This window comes from Pseudomonas sp. RA_15y_Pfl1_P11 (assembly GCF_963970975.1).
GTDB classification, from domain to species: domain Bacteria; phylum Pseudomonadota; class Gammaproteobacteria; order Pseudomonadales; family Pseudomonadaceae; genus Aquipseudomonas; species Aquipseudomonas tritici.
This window is the reverse complement of the sequence record NZ_CAXAOY010000008.1, coordinates 104,579-118,798: the sequence shown is the minus strand read 5'-3', so window position 1 is coordinate 118,798 and position 14,220 is coordinate 104,579. Positions and strand designations below refer to the sequence as shown.

The window sequence follows — 14,220 nt, the reverse complement described above, 5'->3', positions numbered from 1 at the left end:
GTTGTTAAACGTGCAAATGTTCCAGGCGGTATTCCCGGAGTTTATGAAGTGAGGGGTTATATTGTTTCCGTGAATTTGTATCGTTATTACCGTTACTGGCTAATTGATATTGCGTGAGTGGGATTCAATTCCATTTGATGGGTGGGGGGGCGTTTTTAGATAACTTCCGGTTCATACACGACCTGATATCCGCTCAAGACATGTTGTGCATTCGCTGCTGAGGTTTAAAGCTGAAATCCTTTTGTGGAATATGCAGAGTTACCGTAGCAATCAGCGTCGTTTGCTCCGCTTCATCCAATGCCAGTTGGCCGGTTCTTACATCAATCAGCTCCAGCTGCCAGGCGAGCAATGTCAAGCACTCTTCCAAGGCGTCCAAGGCTTGATCATGCAACTGCAAGGGGCTCTCGGCGTTGGCGATCAGGTACTGGATATGCCGCGAGAACTCGCTGATCGCCTGCAGTGCAAGGTCATCGGCGCTCTCGGCGAGCTTGATCAGGCTGACCTTTATGCAGTCGATGGCGTCACTGTCGTTTCGGATCAAATGCAGGTGGCTCAGGCATTCCTCCGATTTGGCCAGCAGCTTTTCCGCCTCGTGCAGGAATTCGGGAAGTGCAAGTTGCCACTCTCTACCGTCGTTCATCATGCAAGTCTCCACAACATAAGGTCGGGTGATGAGATGTCGCACCGGGTGAATGGCTTAAAAGTAGCGCTGAAATATGACTGAAATCTGTAGGTTGGTTCTGAGATTTTAGTAGGACGTTTATTAGAGTGACAGCGACGGCTGTGCGCGGCCCTGGTGAACGGGGTCAATTGCACACCTTCAAGTGCCGACATCTGAGTGTCTGAAAGACCCGCGTGCTGAGGGCTTGGGATGGCAAACAAAAGCCTGACTCCATTCATGCATTGAGAATGGCGTCACATTAATGGCTATTAGATATTGCGAATATCAGGTTGGGCCTGATTGTGCATAGGGGAATCCCTTACATGGCGGAACCTTGCGTCGAACTTAATGTCGCGCAACGTCGCTGCACCGCTATTTGTAGAGCCCGAGCAGTAAACCATGATGTCAGTGTGACATCAATGCATTTACGTGGCATTTTACAGGGGTCAAGGTCTGGCGCTCGCCGCCGATAACAACCGTTATGTGAACTGCACAATCCCCTAGCGCATCAGGAGCTTTTAATGGCCGGCATTCTCGACACGGTAGATCAACGCACGCAACTGGTGGGTGAGAATCGCCTTGAGATCCTTATGTTCCGCCTGGCCGGGCGGCAGCTGTTCGCGATCAACGTGTTCAAGGTGCAGGAAGTCCTGCAACTGCCCAAGCTGACGTTGATGCCGCAACGCCACCCGTTCGTATGCGGCGTGGTCAACCTGCGGGGCCAGACGCTGCCGGTGATCGACCTGTCCCAGGCCATCGGCATGCGCCCGCTTGTGCCGGGGCCCAACAGCACTATTATTGTCACCGAGTACAACCGTTCGGTGCAGGCGTTCCTGGTGGGCGGCGTGGAACGCATCGTCAATATGAACTGGGAAGCCATCCTGCCGCCGCCAGCCAGCGCCGGGCGCCAGCATTACCTCACCGCCATCAGCAAGGTCGACGACCAGTTGGTGGAAATCATCGACGTGGAAAAAGTCCTGGCTGAGATCGTGCCGTACAACGCCAAGGTCTCCCGTGAAAAACTCGAAGACCCCGTGCTGGAACGCGCCCGTGGCCGTGAAGTGCTGCTGGTGGATGACTCCAACGTGGCCCTCTCGCAACTGCGCGACACCCTCGGCCAACTGGGCGTAAAGATGCACATCGCCAGCGATGGTCTCAAGGCATTGAACATGCTCAAGGCCTGGGCCGACAACGGCCAGGTGATGACCGACAAGCTGTTGATGATCTTCACCGACGCCGAAATGCCCGAGATGGACGGCTACCGCCTCACCACCGAGATCCGCAATGACCCACGCCTGCGCAGCCTCTACGTGGTGCTGCACACCTCGTTGTCGGGCAGCTTCAACGAGTCGATGGTGAAGAAGGTCGGCTGTGACAACTTCCTGTCCAAGTTCCAGCCTGACAAGCTGGTGGATGTGGTGCGCCAACGTCTGATGCTGGACGAAGTGCCCGCCGTGTAGTGAGCGGTTATAGTATGGTCTTTGCTCGTCAAGGAATGCAGGCCCATGCTTCGTCTCAGCGCGTTGTACCGTTACCCTTTGAAGTCTGGCAAGGCCGAAATACTGCAACAGGTCGGCCTGGATAAACTCGGTGTGGACGGGGATCGACGCTGGATGCTGGTGGATGAAGCCAGTGGGCGTTTCCTCACACAGCGCGCCGTGGCTAAGATGAGCCAACTGTCGGCGCTCTGGAACAGCCGCGGTGGCCTCACCCTGAGTTCGCCTGGCTACACGCCGCTGGACGTGGCGCTGCCGGCCAGCGACGACGAGTTGCGTGGTGTGACTATCTGGCGGGACACCCTGCGTGTGCCGGACGCAGGCGACGCGGCGGCTGCCTGGGTCAGTGACTTTATCGGCAAACCGACGCGACTGGTACACATCCCCCTGGAACGCGCCCGTACCACCCAGGCCGGTTACGGCAAGGACGATGACCAGGTCGCGTTTGCCGACGGTTACCCCTTGCTCGTGATCAGCCAGGCCTCCCTGGACGACCTCTCGCAACGCATCGGCCGCCCCATGGAAATGCTGCGCTTTCGTCCCAACCTCGTGATCGAAGGCAGCGAAGCCTTCGCCGAAGACGGCTGGAAACGCCTGCGTATTGGCGATGTGGAGTTCCGTGCGGTCAAGCCGTGCTCGCGCTGCATTCTTACCACCATCGACCCGCACACCGGCGAACGCAGCGCCGACCGCGAGCCTTTTGCAACGCTGGAGACTTATCGCAAGACTGAGGATGGCGCGATTTTCGGCCAGAACCTAGTCAATGACGGCATTGGGCGGCTCGAGATTGGAATGCCGGTGACCCTTCTCGAGTGATTCACCCGCCCATAAAAAATGCCCGTCTCGCAGGAGACGGGCATTTTTTTGAGCCTTGGAAAACCCTTACCCGCGGTATTCGCACAGATAAGCGGTGTCCACGGCGACCTTGAGCTGGAACTTGCTGTTGGCCGGTACGTTGAACTGGCTGCCGGCAGCAAAGGTTTCCCAGCCGTTGGCGTCAGGCAGTTTGACGGTCAGGGCGCCAGAGACCACGTGCATGATTTCACGCTGCGCCGTACCGAACTCGTATTCACCCGGGGCCATTACGCCGATGGTCGCCGGACCTTCTGCAGTGCCGAAAGCGATCGACTTGACGGTGCCGTCGAAGTACTCGTTGACTTTAAACATGGGCGATTCCTCGGAAAAGGGTCTGGAAAGGTCGGCCAGTATGCCCAAGGGCAGGGGAGCTGCCTAGGCCGGCAGAATCAGCGGTAACAGGCGCGCCGTATTGCGCGCATCCTCCAACGCCCGATGCTGCTGGCCATGGAACTGCATGCCCGCCAATTGCAGGGCGCCGTTGAGGCCCGGCGGCTTGTCCAGGCGTCGGGCCTTGGCGAAGCGCTGCTTGAGGTTTACATGGGGCGTGTTGGCGAGCGCGCTGGCCAAGCCATGGCGCTGCCACTCCAGCTCCAGCTGCTTGCGATCGTAATCGCCCCAACTGGCCCAGCCTTCCAGGCGCGGCTGATGCTGGCCGAGCCAGCGTTCGAACAGCGGCCACACCTCGGTGAACGGCGCCGCGCCATCGATGTTTGCCTGGGTAATGTGCGTCAGCTGGCGACAGAATGGCGTCAGCAATGGCCGGCGCAGCGGGCGTACAAAGCGCTGGAAATGATCCAGCTCGCGCCCCTGGCGGTTGACCAGGCTCGCGCCGATCTCGATGACTTCCATCTCCGTCACGGGCCAGCCGCCTTCATCCGTTGTGGCTTCAAGGTCAATAATCAGCCAATGAGGCATCGCGCAGGTTCCCGTACTCTTCCTTTTCTGTTGGGGATAGAGCGTAGCCCGGCCGTGTAGTTCCGCCTAGGGGCTATTCGATCTCCAGTAAAACCTGACGATTGCGCACTTGATCTCCGGCAATTACCTGCACGCCCTTGATCACGCCGTCGATGCCGGCGGTCAGTGGATGCTCCATTTTCATGGCTTCGAGCACCAGCAGCAGTTGGCCTTTGGTCACGTTGTCGCCAGCGCAAACCCGCACATCGACGATGGCGCCGTCCATCGGTGCCTTGACTGTGCCACTGCTGGCGTCGGCCTGGCGGCCGGCGACTTGCTGGCTGCGGTTAGTCACCGTGAGGCCGGGTAGCCACAGTTGGTTGCCGTCAAGGTGATAGGCAACGCGGCGGCGGATGCCGTTGAGTACCACGGTGGCGTAGCGTCCGTCGGTGGTGAGTGGCAGCGGGTCAGCGCTGACGGTGTGGATTTCGCCATTGATTTCAAGGCGATAGGTGCAGGGGGCGCTGGCGGTGTTGCGCCATCCCGCCAGGGCTTGAGGATGCTGGTCGGCGCTGTGTGTGTAAAACAGCGCGGCGGCCAGGGCGAGTTGGTCTTTTGATGCGGACTGGGGCAGGACTTCGTTGAAGTGTTCTGCGATAAATCCGGTGCTGAAATTCCCTGCGATAAAGTCCGGGTGCTTGAGCATATCGGCCAACAGTTGCCGATTGGTCGCGACCCCTAGCAACAGGGTGTCTTCAACCGCCCGCAGCAGTTTGCGCCGCGCCTCTTCACGTGTGGCGCCATGGGCGATGATCTTGCCCAGCATCGGGTCGTAGAACGGGCTGATGCGCTGGCCTTCCACCACGCCATGATCGATGCGCACGCCCACGGCCGGTTCCCAGCGCAGCACTTCGCCGGTTTGCGGCAGGAAGCCCTGCGCCGGGTCTTCGGCGTACAGGCGCACTTCCATGGCGTGGCCACCCAGGGTGACGTCGGCTTGTGTCAGCGGCAGCGTTTGGCCGGCGGCGATCTGCAATTGCCAATCCACCAGGTCCAGCCCGGTGATCAGCTCGGTTACCGGGTGCTCCACCTGCAGACGGGTGTTCATCTCCAAGAAGTAGAACTGGCCGTGGCGGTCAAGCAGGAATTCCACGGTGCCCGCACCGACGTAATTCACCGCACGCCCGGCCTTCAGGGCGGCTTCGCCCATGGCTTGGCGCAGTGCTTGGGTCATGACGGGGCAGGGGGCTTCTTCGATGACTTTCTGGTGGCGGCGTTGGATCGAGCAGTCGCGTTCGCCGAGGTAGATCAGGTTGCCGTGGCTGTCGCCGAACAGTTGGATTTCGACGTGCCGTGGGTCGATCAGGGCTTGTTCGAGGATCAGTTCGTCACTGCCGAAGGCATTTTTGGCTTCGGAGCGGGCGCTGTGCAGGTTGTTCAACAGGTCTTTTGGGTGGTGCACCAGGCGCATGCCGCGACCGCCGCCGCCGGCGCTGGCTTTGATCATGAGAGGGTAACCGATGCGCTCGGCTTGTTGCTGCAGGGTGGTGTCGTCCTGTGCGCTGCCTTGGTAGCCGGCGATGCACGGGACGCCGGCTTCGAGCATGGCGAGTTTGGATTGGCGTTTGCTGCCCATCAGTTCGATGGCCTCGACGCTGGGGCCGATGAAGGTCAGGTTGGCGTGTTGGCAGGCGCGGGCGAAATGGGGGTTTTCGGAGAGGAAGCCGTAGCCGGGGTGGATGGCGTCGGCGCCTGTGCGTTTGGCGGCGTTTATGATGGTTTCTATGTTCAGGTACGACTGGTGGACTGGGGAGGGGCCGATGTGGACGGCTTCGTCGGCCATTTGGACGTGTAGGGCTTGGGTGTCGGCGTCGCTGTAGACCGCGACCGTGCGGTAGCCCAGGGCTTGGGCGGTGCGTTGGATGCGGCAGGCGATTTCGCCGCGGTTGGCGATCAGGATTTTGGTGAACTTTGGCATTTTCTGCTCCGGGTACATATCCGTTATTTAGGTAACGGCCACAATTGGTTCCGCTCTTACAGCGGGTCACTTTTGGAAAGGCCCAAAAGTAACCAAAAGGCCTTCGCCCCAACACTCGGCACCTCGCCTAGGCTCGGTGTGCCCGAACGAAGGCTTTGGAGCGTGGGCCGCCGCGATGGGCCCTCCTTGGCCCAGCGCGGCTAACCCGGCGTCCTGCCGGGTTACCCACGCTCCAAAGCCTGCGTTCGGCCAGCGTGTTTGACGGGGCGCCTGAGATCAAAATCAAAAGCACGGCGGCCTGACAGCCGGCCTGAGTGGTGTAGATCAAAAGCGCAGTTGTGGGGGCTGGGTTGAACCAGGCTCCCACATTTGGAATGCATTCCCCTGTGGGAGCTGGCTTGTCGGATCGCCGCACCGCTGCGAAGGCGTTATCTGCACCACCCCGGCTTGCGCTTCTGCACAAACGCCTGCGTCCCCTCAATCCCTTCCTCGCTCCTCACCGCCTCGGCAAACCACTGCGCGCCTCGATCCAGCACAGCCTCAAGCGGCTCATCGACACTGGCCAGCATCAGGGATTTGGTCCGCCCATTCGCCCCCGGCGCGCACCGCAGCACTTGCCCCAATACCTCATCCAAGCGCTCTGCCAACGCCTGCGGGTCGCGCTCGGTGAAGTGCACGACGCCCAGCCGCTGCGCTTCCACACCATCAAACCGCGCCGCCGTCAGCGCCAGTCGCCGCGCTTGGGTCAGGCCAATGCGCTTGACCACAAACGGTGCGATTTGCGCCGGCAACAATCCCAGGCTGGTCTCCGGCAATCCGAATTGCGCCTGGTGGTCCGCAATCGCAATATCACTCACACACGCCAGCCCGAACCCACCGCCCAGCACCGCGCCTTGCAGCACCACGATCACTACTTGCGGCACCGCTTCCACTTCTTGCAGTAACGTGCCAAACGCTCGATTCAGCGCCTGTAGTTGGTTGTCCGCAGTGACTAGGTCCTTCACATCGGCCCCGGCGCAGAAATGTCCGCCCGCGCCGCTGATTACCAGCGCGCGCACCTGGCCGTCCAGTTGTGCCACTACGGCGCGCAGTTCGTTGACCATCTCCAGGCTCATCGCATTGCGGCTTTCCGGTCGGTTGAGGGTGATGTGCAGCACGCCGTTGTGCGGTTCCAGCAGCAAGGTATTCATGATTTTTTGCCCGGCAGGGTGCCCATCAGTTTGCAGATGATGCCCAGCATGATTTCGTCGGCGCCGCCGCCAATCGACACCAGCCGCACATCGCGGTATGCGCGCGCTACCGGGTTGTCCCACATAAAGCCCATGCCGCCCCAGTATTGCAGGCAACTGTCGCTGACTTCGCGGCCCAGACGCCCGGCCTTGAGCTTGGCCATGGAGGCCAGGCGCGTTACGTCCTGGCCTTTGATGTATTGCTCGGTGGCCTGGTAGACCAACGCGCGCAAGCATTCGATTTCGGTGGACAGTTCGGCCAGGCGAAAGTGGATGACTTGGTTGTCGATCAGCGCCTTGCCGAAGGTCTGGCGTTCTTTGCAGTAGTCGATGGTGCTGTCGATGCAATGTTCCAGGCCCTTGATCATATTGGCCGCGCCAAACAGGCGCTCTTCCTGGAACTGCAGCATCTGCATCATGAAGCCTGCGCCTTCGTGGCCGATGCGGTTGCGCTGGGGTACGCGCACGTTGTCGAAAAACACCTGCGCGGTCTCGGAGCTGTGCATGCCGAGTTTTTCCAGGGGCGGGCTGACGCTGATGCCGGGGGTGTTCATCGCCAGCATGATCAGTGATTTGTTGATGTGCGGTTTGTCGTCGGAGGTGTTGGCCAGCAGGCAGATGAAATCGGCGCTGGGCGAGTTGGTGATCCACATTTTGCTGCCGTTGATCACGTAGTCGTCGCCGTCTTTGCGCGCATGGGTCTTGAGCCCGGCCACGTCGGAACCGGCGCCGGTTTCCGAGACGCCGATGCAGCCGACCTGTTCGCCGCTGATGGCCGGGCGGAGGAATTCGTCGCGCAGTTCATCGGAGCCGAAGCGGGCGAGGGCGGGGGTGCACATGTCGGTTTGCACGCCGATGGACATGGGGATACCGCCGCAACGGATGGTGCCGAACTCTTCGGCGGCGACGATAGAGTAGCTGTAGTCCAGGCCCATGCCGCCGAATGTCTCCGGTTTGGAAATGCCCAGCAGGCCGAGGTCGCCAGCCTTGCGGAAGATCTCGTGGATGGGAAAGCGGCCGGCTTTTTCCCATTCATCCACATGGGGGTTGATCTCGCGGTCGACGAAGGCACGCACGGTGCGGCGCAGTTCCTGGTGTTCCTGGGTGAAGATCATTTTTCTTGTTCTCCTGATCGCGACGCGCAGCGTCCCGGCGAAATTTAGAGACGCGCTACACCGAAAGTATTGGCTTGCAACTCACGCACCTCGGCCTCGTGGCAGGTATCCAGCAAAAAGCCCAGCAAGGTCCGCGTATCCCGTGGATCAATCAGCCCGTCGTCCCACAGGTTGGCGCTGCCGTACAGCGCGGTGGACTGGCTGTCGAGCTTCTGCGCGGTGACCTGCTCCAACATATCCAGCACCTTGGGGTCCGGCACCAGGCCGTCCTTCAACTGCTTGGCCTCGGTGACAATCCGCAGCACCTTGCCTGCCTGCGCGCCACCCATGACCGCCGTGCGGCTGTTGGGCCAGGCGAAGATAAAGCGCGGGTCCAGGCCGCGGCCGCACATCGCGTAGTTGCCGGCGCCATAAGAGCCGCCCACCACCACCGTGAGTTTAGGCACGCGGGCATTGGCCACCGCCTGGATCATCTTTGCGCCGTGTTTGATCACACCTTGTTGTTCCGACTCGGTGCCCACCATGAAACCGGTGGTGTTGTGAAGGAACAGCAGCGGTGTGCGGCTTTGGTCGCAGAGCTGGATGAATTGCGCGGCCTTGCTCGCGCCCTTCGGCGTGATGGGGCCGTTGTTGCCGATCACACCGACGGCGCGGCCCTGGATGTGCAGGTGGCCGCAGAGGGTGTGGGCGTCGAACTCGCCTTTGAATTCGAGGAACTGCGAGCCGTCTGCCAGGCGCGCGAGGATTTCGCGCACGTCGTAGGGTTTTTTCGGGTCATCGGGGATCAGGCCCAGCAGTTCTTCGATGGGGTACAGCGGGTCTGCGAAGGCGCGTTTCGGCGCCAGCGGCAGGCGATCGTCCCAAGGCAACAGGCTGACAATCTCACGTGCGATGCGAACGCCATCGGCGTCATTTTCCGCCAAGTATTCGGCGGTGCCGGCCGTTTGTGCGTGCATCTCGGCGCCGCCCAGTTCTTCATCGGTCGCCACTTCGCCGGTCGCGGCTTTAAGCAGCGGCGGGCCGGCGAGGAACAGTTTGGCCCGGCCGCGCACCACCACCACGTAATCCGACAGCCCCGGCTGATACGCACCGCCCGCCGTGGCCGAGCCATGCACCACGGTGATCTGCGGCAAGCCCATGGCCGACATGCGCGCCTGATTGGCAAAGCTGCGCGCGCCCTCGACGAAAATCTCGGCGGCATAGTTGAGGTTGGCACCGCCGCTCTCGGCGAGGGTCACCACCGGCAGTTTGTTCTCCATGGCGATCTGTTGCAGGCGCAGGGATTTCTTCAAGCCCGTGGGGGAGATGGTGCCGCCCTTGATCGCGCTGTTATTGGCCACCACCAGCATGCGCACGCCGCTGACGTAGCCGATCCCGGCGATCAACCCACCGCCGGCGGCGCTGCCGTCCTTGTCGTCGTGCAGCTTGTAGCCGGCCAGGCTGGCCAGCTCCAGAAACGGCGCGCCGGGGTCCAGCAAAAGGTTGAGGCGCTCGCGGGGCAGCAGTTGGCTGCGCTTGTCGAACTTGGGCTTGGCGTCCTGTGCCTTGCTCAGCAGGGTGTGTTCCAGTTCGCGCACGTGAGCGATGGCGGCGAGCATGGCTTCGCGGTTCTGCGCGAACGGTGGGCTGTGGGTATCGATCAGGGATTCAATCACTGGCATGGCTTATTTCTCCGCCTTGAGCACATCCGGCAGGTAGGCGCGGTGGAAGCCGTTGAACGGTTCGCTCGGCGGTTGCGCCTTGTGCAACGGCCAGGCGCGGCTGCCGAGGCTGGCGGCGCCGTCGATGCGCAGGGTGCTACCGCTGATAAAGGCGGCGGCGGGGCTGAGCAGGAAGACAATGGCCGCGCTGACTTCCGACTCGGTGCCGATGCGCTTGAGCGGCACATGTTCGCGCAGGGTTGGAATCACTGCCTTGAAGGCGCCTTCGTAGGTGTCCATGCCGCTGGAAGCGATCCAGCCCGGCGCGACGGCGTTGACTCGCACGCCGGCACAACCCCACTCAACGGCGGCGGTCTTGGTGAAGTTGTCCATGCCGGCGCGCGCCGCGCCCGAGTGGCCCATGCCGGGCATGCCGCCCCACATGTCCGCGAGCATGTTGACGATGGCACCACCATGCTTGCTCATGGATTGGTTGAACACTTCACGGGCCATCAGGAAACCGCCGACCAGGTTGGTGCGCAGCACGGTTTCAAAGCCTTTCTGGTTGATCGAGGCCAACGGTGACGGGTACTGGCCGCCGGCGTTGTTTACCAAGCCGTGGACCTCGCCGTGTTCGTTCAGGATCTGGCTGACCAGCGTCTTCACGGCTTCTTCATCACGAATGTCGCAGGCCTGCCAATGAGCGATGCCACCGTCTTCAGCGATTTCCGCTGCGACCGCTTGCAGCTTTTCCGGCTTGCGTCCCACCATAATCACCTGGGCGCCCAAGGCTGCCAATTCGTGTGCAGTGCAACGGCCAATCCCGCTGCCACCGCCGGTGACAATCACGGTCTGCCCCTGGAACAGGTCGGCTTTGAAGATCGAGTCGAAGGCCACGGCAACGCTCCTGTTATACAAGTTGATCGGCTATGTGCTGCGGCACCGCAATCGGGATTTCCAGCAGTTGCTGGGCGAAGGCTTTACCTTGCGGGTCAATGCGCAGGCTGGCGATGCCGCCACCACCGAGTGCGTTTTCCAGCAAAAAGTTGAGGCTGTGGCTGCCGGGCAAATACCAGCGCTCGACGCGGGCATGAACGGGATCCAGTACGTGGCCCATCCAATCGACAATCACCTGCGGGGTCAGCGCTTCGGCGATCCACGGCAGGTAGTCGGGATCGCGGGCGATCACGCCGATATTGCTGTGGTTACCCTTGTCGCCGGAGCGCGCCACGGCCAGTTTCACCAAGGGCACGCTGGCGTCGGCAAGGCCTTGGGGTTTGGGTGGGGCGATCGGCGCAGCGTGCAGGGTAGGGGCGTTGGCAATCGGCAGTGCGCAGGTGTGGCGTCCGCTCCGGAGGTCGATTTCCAGTTCGCAAACGGATTTGTCGATCAAGAACGAAAACAGCCGAATCAGCGGATACACCGTTGGCCGCCCGCCGACGATGCCGGTCAGCCCTGGCGCCATGCCGGTGGCTGCCTGGGCAATCTCGCGGGCGAACAGCACCAGCGCCTGTTTACTGGGGTGTCGCACCGCCAATTTCACCACCACTTCGCGGCAGTCCTGGCGCATCGCATGGGCGCCATAAGTCGCTTCGCTGCCCAGCAGTTCCATATTCACCTCGGTATAGGGCGCCCAGCCGCGTTGGCTGAACAGCTCCGAGGTTTTGTTGATGATCGCCTGGCCGACCCGTTCGGCCTTGGCCACCGCATCGATCCCGGCGATCAGGCAACTGGCGGTGCAGCGAAAACCCTCCGGGTAGGTGGCGCTGACTTTGTACTGGGCGGTTGGGGGCGAGCCCTTGGCGCCATGCAGGCGTACCTGGTTCTTACCTTGCTGCTGCAATTTGACCTGGCTGAAATCGCAGATTACATCCGGTAGCAGGTAGGCATGCGGATCGCCGATTTCATACAGCAACTGTTCGGCCACGCTGAGTTCGCTGATCAGCCCACCGCTGCCGTCGACTTTACTCACAATAAACTGGCCGTCGTCGCTGACGTCTACGATAGGAAAACCGATGTGCTCGTAGTCCGGTACCGCGCGCCAATCGGTAAAATTGCCGCCGGTGCACTGCGCGCCGCATTCGATGATATGCCCGGCCAGTGCGGCCTGGGCGAGGCGGTCGTAATCCTGCCAGGACCAGTTGAACTCATGCACCAACGCCGCGCTGACCACCGCGCTGTCCACCACGCGGCCGGTAATGACGATGTCCGCGCCCAATGCCAGCGCCTGTGCAATGCCCGGTGCGCCGAGGTAGGCATTGGCGGACAGGCACATCGGCGGTAGCGGTGCGCCATTGAACATATCGGTGATGCCGTGCAGCTGCTTGAGCTGGGGTTGCAGGTCATCGCCCAGTAGCACGGCGATGTTCAGTTCAACGCCCGCCTTGTCACAGGCTGCTTGCAGAGCGGCGGCGCAGGCCTGGGGGTTGATGCCGCCAGCGTTGCTGATCACACGGACGCCCTGGCGTTGGATATCGCCCAGCAACGGCGTGAGCACCTCGACAAAATCCGTCGCGTAGCCGGCCTGGGGATCTTTCATCCGCGCACCGGCCAGGATCGACATCGTGACTTCCGCCAGGTAGTCGAAGACCAGGTAATCCAGCTCACCGCCGTGCACCAACTGCGCGGCAGCGGTACAGGTGTCGCCCCAGAAGGCGCTGGCGCAGCCGATACGAACCGTCTTGCTCATGAGAAATCCTTCCTCGAATGGCTGCTAGCGAGCCTACCAAGCAAGCGCTTGGTTTGTAAACTCCGTTCACAAGTTTTAGCCAAGCGCTTGCTTGGGTGGCCGTCACGGCCTAAATTGCCGGCCAAGACGTCCGTGGAAGTAGAGGAGAGAGGCATGGATGAGCATAAAGCCCTGCGGGTGATGCGCACCATGATCGACGGCGGCCAATTGACCGACCCCGAAAGCGCTCGTGGCAAGCTGCTGCAAACGGCGGCCCACCTGTTTCGCAACAAGGGTTTCGAGCGCACCACCGTGCGCGACCTGGCCAGCGCAGTGGGCATCCAGTCCGGCAGCATCTTTCATCACTTCAAGAGCAAGGACGAGATCCTGCGCGCAGTGATGGAAGAAACCATCCACTACAACACCGCGATGATGCGCGCTTCTCTTGAGGAAGCTACCGACGTACGCGAACGTGTGTTGGCGCTGATCCGCTGCGAATTGCAGTCGATCATGGGCGGCAGCGGCGAGGCGATGGCGGTGCTGGTATATGAATGGCGCTCGCTGTCGGCTGAAGGCCAGGCTGAGGTGTTGGCCCTGCGCGATGTGTACGAGGCGCTGTGGCTGCAAGTACTGGGCGAGGCCAAGGACGCCGGCTATATCCGTGGCGATGTGTTTATCACCCGGCGCTTTCTGACCGGCGCTTTGTCCTGGACCACCACTTGGTTCCGCGCCGAGGGCAGCATGACGCTCGAGCAATTGGCCGAAGAAGCCATGCTGATGGTTTTGAAAGCCGATTAAGGTGCAAGGCATTAATTTGCCGGTGAAAAGTTGTCTCGCCAGACAAAAACGCCTAGCTTATCGCCATCAGAGTGTTGAACGGTGTGTGCCTTGATGTTTTCGCCATGGCGGCTGGCTGCAGGACTAACTTTTTGGGCAGTGGGCACCGCGTGGTGTATGCCGGCTTCGGCTGCCCAATTGGTAAGGATTGGCGCGGCGCATTTCCCGCCGTACACCGTGCGTCCGGAGCAGGGCGCTGACACCGGTTTGCTGCCGCAACTGGTCGAGGCCTTGAACGCCTCGCAGACCGACTATCAATTTGTGCTGGTGCCCACCTCAATTCCTCGACGTTTTCGCGATTTCGAGCAGGGTCGGATTGATATGGCCATCTTCGAAAACCCCGACTGGGGCTGGCAGGAGATCACCCACACAACAGTCGACATGGGCCTGGAAGACGCGGAAATTTTCGTCGCCCAACGTGAGCCCGGTCGCGATCAGGCCTATTTCGCTGACCTGAACGGCAAGCATTTGGCGGTCTTCAGCGGTTACCACTACGCCTTCGCAAACTTCAACCCCGATCCCAAGTACATGGCAGAGCACTTCAACGCCACGTTGACCTACTCCCATGACAGCAACCTGTTGATGGTCGCGCGCGGGCGGGCCGACATCGCCTTGGTGACCCGTTCGTACCTGAGTGATTTCATGGTGCGCAATGCGGACATGGCCGGGCAGTTCCTGGTGTCAGAGCGTATCGACCAGGTGTATCACCACTACGCGTTGCTGCGCCCCAAAGCGCCGATCACGGGGCAAGCGTTTTCCGCGTTGCTCAAGCGCTTGCGCGAAAATGGCGAGATGTTGAAGATTTTCGAGCCGTATCGGATTGATGTCATGCCGATACCCTGAC

13 protein-coding genes are annotated in these 14,220 nt (G+C 61.1%); 4 read left to right on the top strand and 9 right to left on the bottom strand.

The annotated features are described in order from the left end of the window. Positions 1-193: 193 nt before the first annotated feature. Positions 194-643, bottom strand: a complete 450-nt coding sequence (locus AACY44_RS12800) for a hypothetical protein (protein WP_339427408.1) — start codon at positions 641-643, stop codon at positions 194-196. A gap of 539 nt (positions 644-1,182) precedes the next feature. Here AACY44_RS12800 and AACY44_RS12795 point away from each other — a divergent pair. Both AACY44_RS12795 and AACY44_RS12790 read left to right on the top strand, forming a co-directional pair. Next, on the top strand, positions 1,183-2,121 hold the full coding sequence (locus tag AACY44_RS12795; protein WP_339416582.1) for a chemotaxis protein CheV: 939 nt from the start codon (positions 1,183-1,185) through the stop codon (positions 2,119-2,121). Between the two features lie 45 nt (positions 2,122-2,166). Continuing rightward, positions 2,167-2,973 carry an MOSC domain-containing protein gene (locus AACY44_RS12790; RefSeq protein ID WP_339427409.1) on the top strand — a complete coding sequence of 269 codons (807 nt, stop codon included), beginning with the start codon at positions 2,167-2,169 and terminating at the stop codon, positions 2,971-2,973. 66 nt (positions 2,974-3,039) lie between these two features. Here AACY44_RS12790 and ppnP read toward each other — a convergent pair whose 3' ends face one another. The 8 genes from ppnP to AACY44_RS12750 form a co-directional block, all read right to left on the bottom strand. Next, positions 3,040-3,324 carry a pyrimidine/purine nucleoside phosphorylase gene (gene ppnP, locus AACY44_RS12785; RefSeq protein WP_339436299.1) on the bottom strand — a complete coding sequence of 95 codons (285 nt, stop codon included), beginning with the start codon at positions 3,322-3,324 and terminating at the stop codon, positions 3,040-3,042. Positions 3,325-3,387: 63 nt separating this feature from the next. Continuing rightward, positions 3,388-3,930 (bottom strand): exonuclease domain-containing protein, encoded by a 543-nt coding sequence (locus AACY44_RS12780; protein WP_339416578.1) that lies wholly within the window; start codon positions 3,928-3,930, stop codon positions 3,388-3,390. A 73-nt stretch (positions 3,931-4,003) separates the two neighbouring features. Continuing rightward, complete coding sequence (locus tag AACY44_RS12775; RefSeq protein ID WP_339438364.1) at positions 4,004-5,887, bottom strand: acetyl/propionyl/methylcrotonyl-CoA carboxylase subunit alpha; 1,884 nt, start codon at positions 5,885-5,887, stop codon at positions 4,004-4,006. A gap of 428 nt (positions 5,888-6,315) precedes the next feature. Then, a complete protein-coding gene (locus tag AACY44_RS12770) occupies positions 6,316-7,077 on the bottom strand; it encodes an enoyl-CoA hydratase/isomerase family protein (protein WP_339427412.1) in 762 nt (253 codons plus the stop codon). Then, positions 7,074-8,231 carry a citronellyl-CoA dehydrogenase gene (gene atuD, locus AACY44_RS12765; protein WP_339416573.1) on the bottom strand — a complete coding sequence of 386 codons (1,158 nt, stop codon included), beginning with the start codon at positions 8,229-8,231 and terminating at the stop codon, positions 7,074-7,076. Before atuD ends, AACY44_RS12770 begins: the two co-directional genes overlap by 4 nt. 44 nt (positions 8,232-8,275) lie before the next feature. Next, positions 8,276-9,892, bottom strand: coding sequence for a geranyl-CoA carboxylase subunit beta (gene atuC, locus AACY44_RS12760; protein WP_339416571.1), 1,617 nt, complete (start codon positions 9,890-9,892; stop codon positions 8,276-8,278). Positions 9,893-9,895: 3 nt separating this feature from the next. After that, on the bottom strand, positions 9,896-10,768 hold the full coding sequence (locus AACY44_RS12755) for an SDR family oxidoreductase (protein WP_339416569.1): 873 nt from the start codon (positions 10,766-10,768) through the stop codon (positions 9,896-9,898). A 13-nt stretch (positions 10,769-10,781) separates the two neighbouring features. Next, entirely contained in the window at positions 10,782-12,560 is a 1,779-nt protein-coding gene (locus AACY44_RS12750; RefSeq protein ID WP_339530377.1) for an acyclic terpene utilization AtuA family protein, read from the bottom strand. 153 nt (positions 12,561-12,713) lie between these two features. On the opposite strand from AACY44_RS12750, the gene AACY44_RS12745 reads away from it, so the two are divergent. After that, positions 12,714-13,337, top strand: a complete 624-nt coding sequence (locus AACY44_RS12745) for a TetR/AcrR family transcriptional regulator (RefSeq protein ID WP_339416566.1) — start codon at positions 12,714-12,716, stop codon at positions 13,335-13,337. Positions 13,338-13,430: 93 nt separating this feature from the next. Beyond that, positions 13,431-14,219 (top strand): substrate-binding periplasmic protein, encoded by a 789-nt coding sequence (locus AACY44_RS12740; protein WP_339416564.1) that lies wholly within the window; start codon positions 13,431-13,433, stop codon positions 14,217-14,219. Position 14,220 lies beyond the last annotated feature (1 nt).

Excerpts from the sequence above, each read along its gene's own strand:
- AACY44_RS12800 (WP_339427408.1), bottom strand. The coding sequence starts at position 643 with ATGATGAACGACGGTAGAGAGTGGCAACTTGCACTTCCCGAATTCCTG.
- AACY44_RS12795 (WP_339416582.1), top strand. The coding sequence starts at position 1,183 with ATGGCCGGCATTCTCGACACGGTAGATCAACGCACGCAACTGGTGGGT.
- AACY44_RS12790 (WP_339427409.1), top strand. The coding sequence starts at position 2,167 with ATGCTTCGTCTCAGCGCGTTGTACCGTTACCCTTTGAAGTCTGGCAAG.
- ppnP (WP_339436299.1), bottom strand. The coding sequence starts at position 3,324 with ATGTTTAAAGTCAACGAGTACTTCGACGGCACCGTCAAGTCGATCGCT.
- AACY44_RS12780 (WP_339416578.1), bottom strand. The coding sequence starts at position 3,930 with ATGCCTCATTGGCTGATTATTGACCTTGAAGCCACAACGGATGAAGGC.
- AACY44_RS12775 (WP_339438364.1), bottom strand. The coding sequence starts at position 5,887 with ATGCCAAAGTTCACCAAAATCCTGATCGCCAACCGCGGCGAAATCGCC.
- AACY44_RS12770 (WP_339427412.1), bottom strand. The coding sequence starts at position 7,077 with ATGAATACCTTGCTGCTGGAACCGCACAACGGCGTGCTGCACATCACC.
- atuD (WP_339416573.1), bottom strand. The coding sequence starts at position 8,231 with ATGATCTTCACCCAGGAACACCAGGAACTGCGCCGCACCGTGCGTGCC.
- atuC (WP_339416571.1), bottom strand. The coding sequence starts at position 9,892 with ATGCCAGTGATTGAATCCCTGATCGATACCCACAGCCCACCGTTCGCG.
- AACY44_RS12750 (WP_339530377.1), bottom strand. The coding sequence starts at position 12,560 with ATGAGCAAGACGGTTCGTATCGGCTGCGCCAGCGCCTTCTGGGGCGAC.
- AACY44_RS12745 (WP_339416566.1), top strand. The coding sequence starts at position 12,714 with ATGGATGAGCATAAAGCCCTGCGGGTGATGCGCACCATGATCGACGGC.
- AACY44_RS12740 (WP_339416564.1), top strand. The coding sequence starts at position 13,431 with ATGTTTTCGCCATGGCGGCTGGCTGCAGGACTAACTTTTTGGGCAGTG.